Genomic DNA, 8499 nt, shown 5'->3' on the forward strand with positions numbered 1-8499 from the left:
ACTTCGCCCCAGCCCCCCCCCTGGGACTCGGGGAAGGCCAGCGGCAACCTGCGCAGGCCCCGCCGCTACCACCGCGGCCTCCAACGGCCAAAGCGACGAACATCTGCCGCCCGTTCGTTCTCGTGAACAAAGCCAGACGCCCTCTCGCCGAGCACGAGGGGACCGGTTGGCGAGACTGCTATGCGATGCGCCCCTTCGTGGGGTGGAGGCACGTGGTGGGATCCCATCGCCTCCCCCATGGTGGTAGTGCACCGGACGGGTGGCGGGAACAACGACCTCAAGGCCTTGTTCCCGCACGTCCGAGGCGCCCGCGGCATGCTTGGTGGCCGATCAGACAGCTCGCACCGGCAGACGCCCCTCCTGAGGAGAACGCGGGTCTAGCGCACCGCCCAGCCCTGGTAACCGTTGCCGGGGTTGCAGCCCTCTTCGTGGAAGAGGTAGGGGTGCCCATTTCCTTCGTCCAGGCAGGAGCGCACGCCGAAGTTGAAGAACTGGTAGCCGACCGGGCTATCCGTCATCGCCCAGATCTCGTAGGGGTCGTTGGAGTCGCAGGACTTCATCTGGACCGAACTGGAGCTCATCGCACGCATGCACCGCCCCGTGGCGTCGTTCCTGATCTGCACGTTGGGGTAGCCGGTATCGGGAGCGACGGACACGATCCGCCAGGTGTTGATGGAGGGCGAGGTCGGCTTCTGGGTCAGCGCTGACTGCAGGACATAGCTGTCGTAGTTGTTGTAGAGGCCGTAGCCGTCGTGATTGCTCTGGATGAACTTGAAGTCCCAGTTCACCGAGGCATTCGCGGTGCCAGTGCCGCCAAGCACCAGCGCGCCGGCAGCGAATACCACGCCCAGCCAGGCTTTAACTCGCATCTTCATGGATTCCTCTTCTGTCTAGAGTCTGTTTTCTGGACCCGGTCATTTCTTGCTGCGGGAAACCGGGAAGTCATTGCCCCTGTCCGGGTGCTGCCGAGAACTCGGCCGGCCGCTGTCTTCCCCACCAGGGACAGGGGGCTGGGGCGGGCGGTCCGCGGTCCGACAGTGCAGGCCCAAGGAGTTGGCCGTGCGACTGCGACGTGATCCGCGCAGGTCACCGAGGGAGATGAGGCCGGACAAGTCGGGTTGTCCGCGGACAACTGCGGGACCAGCCGGGCACAGGAACGTCACGACCACATCGCCGCACGGGGCGCTGCTCGCCCAATTCAAGCCTCTGCCCGAGCCCTCTTTACAGCCATTTCGTATCGCGTGATTGTGTACGCCGTGCTGCCCACATGCCTGAGCGGTCCCTCCTCCCTGAAGGAAGGCCAGCCCGTCTCGTTCATCGCTGAGCGGGGCCAGAAGGGCATGCAGGCGGCACAGGTCTGCCCGGAGTAACCCCCGTTTGCGGGCTGAGTGCCCAGGGGGCGAGCTTCGCCACCTGGGCACCATCCCCCCCGGCCGGCCTGATCTGCACTAACCAACAGAAAGAGCGGGCGGAGAGGGCAACGGCACCCCACCCACAGCAATGGCCCCCGGATACCGAGATCCGGGGGCCATTGCTGTGGGGGTGCAGATGCACTTGCCCCCACCAACGAGCCAAGGCCACCACAGGACACGGCGATGCTGCCAACGATGGCCACGACCAGCGGAGCAATGGGTGGGAGCTACACGCCCAACCCCATCAGGACCTCGAACCGGGAGCAGAAGAGGCCGCCCTGCGGCGCCGGTTCTCGCTGATAAGCCGATCCGCAGTGTCCTTGCGGGACTCATAGTCCCGCGCCTCCCGGTCCAGCAATTGCAGCGCGGCCCGGTAGGGATGGCGAACTCATCGGCGACATCGCGGGCGTTCCTGTTCAGCGACATGCCGCGCATGCTACTCAGCCCAGGCACTCGCGCGTGCCTACGAGAGGCGGCCCCAGCAAGGCCGCGCCTCTGCAGAGCGCACCGCGCCTTCCCGGGCCAGGAGACCACCCGAAACCGCGCGGTGGCGGGAGAGGCGGTCGATAGAGTGACAGGGCTTGGGGCGGGTGGCTGGCGTGTGGCCAAGTGACGGAACTCCCGCTCCAAGCTCGGCGGGGTCGCGGCCCCGGTGCAGTTGCCTCGTTTCGTGCCGGGCCTGTCACTGCGGGGGTGCGTGGTCGGGAATCCGCTCGCGCCACGTACGCAGGGTCTGCGCGGCCCGTTCCAGTTCCTCGATGACCGCGTCCAGGGCCGGCTTGTCGGCCATCACCGCGTAGTCGTGGAGGATGTTGCGGCCCCGGGCCTCGATGGTGAAGTCGACTTTGGCCGCTCCCGGCTCGTCAGGGGTGAGGAAGTCCTCCTGCTGGTCGGTGCTGAACAGGAGCTGCACCCTCTCCCCGGTCACCAGCGGCGCCATCGCCACGGTGCACGGCTGGGAGGTGTGCACATAGGCATCCACGAGGGGGTCGTCCTCGGCATGGTCAACGGCGCACCAGGACGGGCAGGACTCAGCGGCCTTCGACGCCCGCCACCCGGCAAGATCACGCTCCATACGGCCAGTGTCCGGCTCCACCGCCCACGACACCACCGGAGCGGCACCAGCGAGTGCCCGAAGGACGGGGGCAAGGCCTGCTGGCGCCGCGCGACGGACTACGCGCCGACCGGCGCTTCAGGAGCCTGGTACCGGGTGGTAACGATCTGCACCTGCTCCCCAGGCCGCAGCACCGAAGGCGCAGCCGGCCCCCGCAGCTTTCACAGTCTCACTTGGTCGGCTTTCTCATCCTTAGCAGAGTCACGATCACTCCCGGAGTCACAGCGATGACTATGGCGAGGGTCTGGGCCGCCCACTGGCTGTTACGGGCGTAGAAAATGATGAGGAGTACAGAGAGGAACAGGACACCCCATCCCCACGCCGGATCGAGTGACGGGAATCGGACCGGGACCCACGCGATTAATAACCAGATCAGCGCAAGCACCAAGATCAGACCACCCATTGCGGAACTCCTGAAGTCGGCCCGGCATTACGGCTGTTGACGGTTCCATACTGCCTGGCAGACGTCACTACCACCAGCACAGGCATGCTCCCCGGCTCAGTGGGGTGCAACGCTGAGCCAGACTCGCCTAAAGGGTGTTGCAGAAGATGGCCCCGAGTCGGCCCACATGGTCGGCGTCGACGAGAGCGGCCCGACGTCGGCCTGCGGCAGGATGTGGACCTGGCAGCAAGGGCGGCACCGTCCCAGCGCGGCCGATTATCGGGTCGCTCATGGTTGGGTGAGGAGGCGGCCGGTCCTCCGCCCGGTGCGGCTAGAACTCACGGAACACTTCATCCGTGGTGTCAGGCGGCAGCGCCCTGCGCCCTTGGTGGGGCCTCGGCGGTGCGTCGGCCACGGGGGCCGCCAGTGCCGTGCTTGGTACCTCCTACATGGCCAACAACGACGACCTGTCCGACCGGAAGGCTTCCTGCATGCGGCTGAACTGAGTGGAGAGCCCCGGTCGGGTGCTTGGGGGAAACGCCCGGCCGGGGCCAGGGAACCGCGCCGCCGGGGGCAGCGGCACGTCCCCACATCACCCCCCCCAGAGGGGGTGCCCCCGTTCCGGCGAAAGGACCTCAACCGTGACCGGAACGGGGGTTCTTGCCCGCTCCCTGGCCGGGACAGATCACGCACCCATGCGGCGTGACCTCACCAGGGAGCGGGAGTTAAGGGCGAGCACGATCTATGACGCGCACGCCGGACAGGCCGCACACGCCGTACGGGCGGCAGATCCGGTCATGGGCGGGTAGGCAGTCGCGGCTGTCGACGTACACGAGCCGCCTGCACAGCGGGTCGGGGCAGCGCAGGGTGAGCAGGCGGCCGGACCAGGCATCACGGGCCACCTGATGACCGGGCGCCAGATTATCGGGAGCCGCCGTGATCACGATGCACAGGGCCATGTCGTCGCCGCCGGCACCCGAGTGCCGGTGTGCCGCCTCACGCCTCAGCCCGCCCGTGCTCCGTCTCGGATTCCCGCTCCCTGGCGGCATGCTCCAAGCGGTTGGCCTCCACCCGCCGGGCCTGCTCCCCGGGGTTCGCCAGCACGACGACCGCCATAGCCTCAACCCTGCGCGTGAAGACGCCGTGGGCCGTCGCGGCGGTGTGCGCCAGGATCTCGACACCCGCAGCATCCAGGTCCGTGGTCGCGGCCAGCTCCCACCAGCACCCCTCCCCCGACATACAGCGAGCCGTCATCGTCACCTCACTGTCCGGGTGACGCAGCAACCGGTACACCACCCCCCGCACCGTGCTCCTGACACTCACCGCAGCGCCCCCTCTGCGGGCCACGTGTGGGGGTCGACGATCTCGGCGTTCGCCTCCTGGACCTCGTGGCTGTGCGCGGGGACGCTGGGGACGAGCCTGTGACCGTGCGGGAATCGTTTCGCTACCCGACGCGCCTACGCTCCCACTTGACTGATCTACAGATCAGCTGAGTCGTTTCCCTGAGCGCAGCACGTCGTCGCTCGACCGGCCAAGCGGACGGGCGCGCATCGGGGGAAGTACACGTCGGGGAGAAGTTATGCGAAAGAATCGTTCCGTCCGGGCCGCTGGCTGCCTGGCTGCCGCTCTCGGGGTACTGGCTGTGGGCTCCACTCTCACTCCCGCCCAGGCCGCGCCGGCACGGGCCCAGGCCAAGGTGTATCTGACCACCTCGGTGACCCAGTGGTCCCACTACCAGCCCAACCTGCACAGCCACGCGGGCACGCTGTACGCGGGCCGCAACTACTTCTACTGCTGGACCGCGGGAGACTGGTACTCCAACAACGGACACATCTCCGGTGCCTGGCTGCGCACCGACGACGACAGCGGCCACCGCAACGTCTACGTCAACATGGTCAACCTCAGCGACACTGACTTCTGGCGCGCCCAAGACATGCTCCCCCAGTGCTGAATTCCTGAGCAGAGGGCCCCGCAGCAGCGTCTCCCGCACGGCGGCCTTCACCACACAAAGGCACGCCAACGGCAGCCGGGGCCCTCTGCAGGCTCCACGGCCCACCTGGCGCAAAGCGGCTCTTGCGCCGGGTAGACAAGCCCGATGAGAGTGACTGCTCGGTGGTTGAACCGCAGCCGATTCGCCGGGAGGCGATCGCGCATCGGCTCTGGTTGAGGGGGGATGCAGTGCCGTCCGGGCGACAAGTCCTACGGCTGGGCGTGGCCGTAGCGGCCACAGCTGTCACGGCGGTGGCCGCAGTTCTTGCCGGGGTGCAGAGGTGGGTCCTTACGGCGGCCCTCGCCGGTGTCAGTGCGGCCGTCACAGGACTGGTCACCCGTGGAGTGGACAAGGCCGTCATACAGGGCGGCCAAGCCCTGCTGCCGCAGACCCAAGAAGATCCCGTCACCGTCCACGCATCCCAGCTGCAAGGCCGGCAGGGGTACGTGGGCCCTGTGCCTCCGGCCAGGGAAGAATGGCACGACCCGATCAACAGGGTGGACCTCTTCACATCGGTCATCCACCTCATCATCGAGGCCGCCGGTGACCAGACAGCGATCGTGAACAGACTGGATGTGCGCCTGGAGTCCTGCGACGCGCCTCCGCGAATCAGCTACACCGTCCCGTACACCCTCAGGTCGGCTGCCCCGCTGGACCCACGCGAGCACCGCCAGTTCCTCGTACGCCTGACCGCAGAGCCTGCAGGGAACACCACAGTGCCGACGTCTTCAGCAAGACCTGCCCACGACGTACCGGACTTCCCCTACACCGTCACACCTGACAGCCCTGATCACTTCTATCTCCACGTCACCGCTGACGAACCAGGCGACTACAGGTGGCGCATCGACGTGCACTGGATCTGCAAAGGCCAGTCCGGGACCACGGTCGCCGATCAAGCCGGGCACCCCTTCCGCCTGGTCCACCCGGAACGCCGCGAGAACCCCGACAGCTAGGGTCCGTCTTCAAACGGATCTTGCCCAGAGTAGGAAAGATGCCAGGCCGACCGCTGCTTCGTAGGAGGTAGCGGTCTTGTCGTATCTGGTGGCGATGCCGCGGAACCCTTTGAGTTGGTTGAAGCAGCGTTCGACGACAGGAAAGCGCTCTAAGGTCGAATCGAACGCACCTGGCTGAACGGCTTCGCCAGCTGCCAGGTCGCGCCAGACGAACCTGCGTGGCCAGACACAGGTTCGACCAGGGGCCTCGGCTGGCAGCCTCGTCGGATGATCCTTCGACCGACCGTATGGGTAGGCCGCCGGCGTGATGCCGAAGGAAGCTCTCGTCCACCACGACATTTCCCGTCAGCCGCCATGTCCCCCCATAACCCTCGGAATCCTTCCCAGGACCAGAACGGTGAAAGCGCGGCAACGGTCAGTGAACGGACCCGTCCCATCTTTTCGGAACGCCGAAAAATTTGTGCAACTCGGCAATGGTGTAAGCGACGACGCCGCGCGGCCCCTTCTCTCCCTGCGGGCGGGGTGCGCCTGCGGTGCGGGCTTTGGAGAGGGCTTGCCTGGCCGCGCCGTAGCCCCGTTCCACGATGCCGAGCTCGCACGCCTGCGGGAGGGTGTATCTGGCACGCCCTCCGTTGGGGTAGGTGTCCTGGGGTGCTGCGGCGCCGGAGGTTCGGCGTGTCCTGGGAAGGTGAGGTGCGGGCTTGGGCAGCGAGGCCGGACGTACCGGGGGAACGATGGGCGGTGGCCCGCACACGTGAGGCCGCCACTGCTCGATCGCAGGCTCCATGTCCGCCAGGACGCGGGCGAGGGGGCCACCGGGAGCGCCCGCCACGGTGGCCTGAGCGGTGAGCTCAGCCACGCGCGTGCTGGCGCGGCGCGGGGCAGCTACCTGGCTGTTACGTTCCTGCACCGCGTCGGCCAGGTCTTTGAGCAACTGCGTCCATTCCACGCACGGCACAACGGAAAACACCGAGAAGTAGTGACGCCTCAGCCGAGCACGCATACATGGCAAAGGGCCAGGTGAGCAGGGGGAAGCGCCTCGCTACCCACTCGCGTGACCGGGGATCAGGCAGCGGGGACAGCAACGTACCCGGGGCGGCAACCCCAGGGCGGACCTGCGGCGACTTCGTCGCGCGTCCGGGTTGAGACCGATCTGCCGCATCACCGCGTTCAGGTGATCCGGCGTGCTGCCGTTCCTGCGCGCGGGCCGCCCAAAGGCCGTGCGCTCTTCCCCCGTCAAGAGCACCACAGCACAGGCACCTGCCCGTGGCACATGGACGGCGGAGCTGGTCGGCGTCTGAGTGGTGGTGTCGCACCCCGGGAGTGCCCGGGGTGCGACAGGTGGGCGTCGCGCTGGAAGACGCGGTGGTGCCCGATTCCCTGTTCCATGGTGCAGCCACGACGCCAGGGAGTTCCGGCCCAGAGACCGGAGGCAGCGTTATAGCGAGAGTGTCACCAGCTGGCCTGTGTCGGCAACGCCTCCTGGTCGAAATGGAATCAATCGTCGAGGTTTCAGGGTGCTGACCTGGCCTCTTCTGGAAACCCTGCAAGTAATGTCGCCCGTCCAGGCGCCTGCGCCTGGACGGATGCGCATCAATTCTGCCTGGAAAAGGAGAGCGGATTGTAAGCAGTGGCTCGGCGGTGGGAGGATCTGAGCGGCCGGTGATCTGGACTGGAAGCCGCCCCGGCCGCTAGGTGCAGCCCCGATACGCGCGCCCGCATATTGCCCGCGCGCTCAGCCAGAGCTTGGAGGGTGTCTTGCGTACTCACCCGTCGTTTTTACCTCTGCATCCCTGGCCACATGGTGTGGTCACAGCTCCCGAGGCACTTGTCATCATCGTGGTGATCACGGGAGCGGTCCTGCTGGCCACGGCCGGCCTACCGCTGTTCGGGATCACTGAGTTCCTGACCGCGGTGCTCTATCTGGTCTGCCGGGCACTTCTGGCCCTGCGTGTCGGCCGGCCTCAGCCTCTTCCCATCGTCTGACAGGCCGTGGGGCGGCGTGAGAAAGCCGTCACCGCGGACACACGACAGTCCGCAGCGCTGGCGCGCTGGCTGCGCGAGCAGCGCAAGCGCTGCGGACTCACGTATGCGGCGATGGCCTTTCGGATCGACAACGACGTCACCGCGTCGGCGCTCTCCCGGGCCGCCAGCGGCAACAGTGTGCCGTCCTTGCGCGTCATCGAGGCCTACGCCGCAGCCTGCGATGCCGACGTCGGCGAAGCCCGGCGCCTGTGGAAGTCCGCCCGCCATGCCGAACAACGCCGCCGTCTGCGTGACACCAGCTCCGCCGACGACCTCCAGGACCGGGACCTGGCCGACAAACTCGACCGCGTCATGACCCCACATCCCGAGGTCATCGACACCTTCGCCCAACTGCGCCGCGCCATGGTCCAATTGCGGGCGAGCGAAGGCCAGCCGTCCCTCGAAGAGCTCCAGCGACGCGCAGGCCCTGCGCCTGGCGGCGGCCACCTATTGCCGAAAAGCAGCCTGAACGCGATCCTGCGCGGCCAGGCTGTCCCGCTGCGACGCCACATCACCGCACTCACCCGCGCGCTGGGCGCCAGCGAGTGGCGGGTCGCCGAATGGGAGCGGGCCTGGGACCGCATCACCGGCCAGCGCCCCATACCCGCTCGCCCCACGTGGCT

9 protein-coding genes and 1 pseudogene are annotated in these 8499 nt (G+C 67.3%); 5 read left to right on the forward strand and 5 right to left on the reverse strand.

The window, feature by feature from the left end; genetic code table 11:
- Window positions 1-377: 377 nt before the first annotated feature.
- Window positions 378-875, reverse strand: a complete 498-nt coding sequence (locus tag ACJA3G_RS23255) for a hypothetical protein (protein WP_406554970.1) — start codon at window positions 873-875, stop codon at window positions 378-380.
- Between the two features lie 402 nt (window positions 876-1277).
- Here ACJA3G_RS23255 and ACJA3G_RS23260 point away from each other — a divergent pair.
- Window positions 1278-1370: pseudogene (locus ACJA3G_RS23260) on the forward strand (cold-shock protein); the annotation flags it as partial.
- 724 nt (window positions 1371-2094) lie between these two features.
- Here ACJA3G_RS23260 and ACJA3G_RS23265 read toward each other — a convergent pair.
- The 3 genes from ACJA3G_RS23265 to ACJA3G_RS23275 form a co-directional block, all read right to left on the reverse strand.
- Window positions 2095-2487 (reverse strand): DUF6907 domain-containing protein, encoded by a 393-nt coding sequence (locus ACJA3G_RS23265; RefSeq protein ID WP_406554971.1) that lies wholly within the window; start codon window positions 2485-2487, stop codon window positions 2095-2097.
- 208 nt (window positions 2488-2695) lie between these two features.
- On the reverse strand, window positions 2696-2929 hold the full coding sequence (locus tag ACJA3G_RS23270) for a hypothetical protein (RefSeq protein ID WP_406554972.1): 234 nt from the start codon (window positions 2927-2929) through the stop codon (window positions 2696-2698).
- Between the two features lie 975 nt (window positions 2930-3904).
- A complete protein-coding gene (locus tag ACJA3G_RS23275; RefSeq protein WP_406554973.1) occupies window positions 3905-4231 on the reverse strand; it encodes a hypothetical protein in 327 nt (108 codons plus the stop codon).
- A gap of 319 nt (window positions 4232-4550) precedes the next feature.
- Here ACJA3G_RS23275 and ACJA3G_RS23280 point away from each other — a divergent pair, with 319 nt between their 5' ends.
- Entirely contained in the window at window positions 4551-4859 is a 309-nt protein-coding gene (locus tag ACJA3G_RS23280; protein WP_406554974.1) for a hypothetical protein, read from the forward strand.
- 383 nt (window positions 4860-5242) lie between these two features.
- The gene (locus ACJA3G_RS23285; RefSeq protein ID WP_406554975.1) at window positions 5243-5851 is read left to right on the forward strand and encodes a hypothetical protein; all 609 of its coding nucleotides are present in this window, start codon (window positions 5243-5245) and stop codon (window positions 5849-5851) included.
- Window positions 5852-6893: 1042 nt separating this feature from the next.
- Here the strand turns inward: ACJA3G_RS23285 and ACJA3G_RS23290 are convergent.
- On the reverse strand, window positions 6894-7124 hold the full coding sequence (locus ACJA3G_RS23290; protein ID WP_406554976.1) for a DUF6461 domain-containing protein: 231 nt from the start codon (window positions 7122-7124) through the stop codon (window positions 6894-6896).
- Window positions 7125-7609: 485 nt separating this feature from the next.
- Between ACJA3G_RS23290 and ACJA3G_RS23295 the strand changes: the two genes are divergently transcribed.
- Together ACJA3G_RS23295 and ACJA3G_RS23300 are read left to right on the forward strand one after the other, a co-directional pair.
- Entirely contained in the window at window positions 7610-7837 is a 228-nt protein-coding gene (locus tag ACJA3G_RS23295; RefSeq protein ID WP_406554977.1) for a hypothetical protein, read from the forward strand.
- Window positions 7838-7843: 6 nt separating this feature from the next.
- On the forward strand, window positions 7844-8499 hold a 656-nt coding region (locus ACJA3G_RS23300), incomplete at its 3' end, for a helix-turn-helix domain-containing protein (RefSeq protein ID WP_406554978.1).

The sequence above is a fragment of the Streptomyces sp. YS-3 genome, assembly GCF_045257485.1.
Classification (GTDB): Bacteria; Actinomycetota; Actinomycetes; order Streptomycetales; family Streptomycetaceae; genus Streptomyces.

Coding starts and splice junctions, on each gene's coding strand:
- ACJA3G_RS23255 (WP_406554970.1), bottom strand. CDS start 875: ATGAAGATGCGAGTTAAAGCCTGGCTGGGCGTGGTATTCGCTGCCGGC.
- ACJA3G_RS23265 (WP_406554971.1), bottom strand. CDS start 2,487: ATGGAGCGTGATCTTGCCGGGTGGCGGGCGTCGAAGGCCGCTGAGTCC.
- ACJA3G_RS23270 (WP_406554972.1), bottom strand. CDS start 2,929: ATGGGTGGTCTGATCTTGGTGCTTGCGCTGATCTGGTTATTAATCGCG.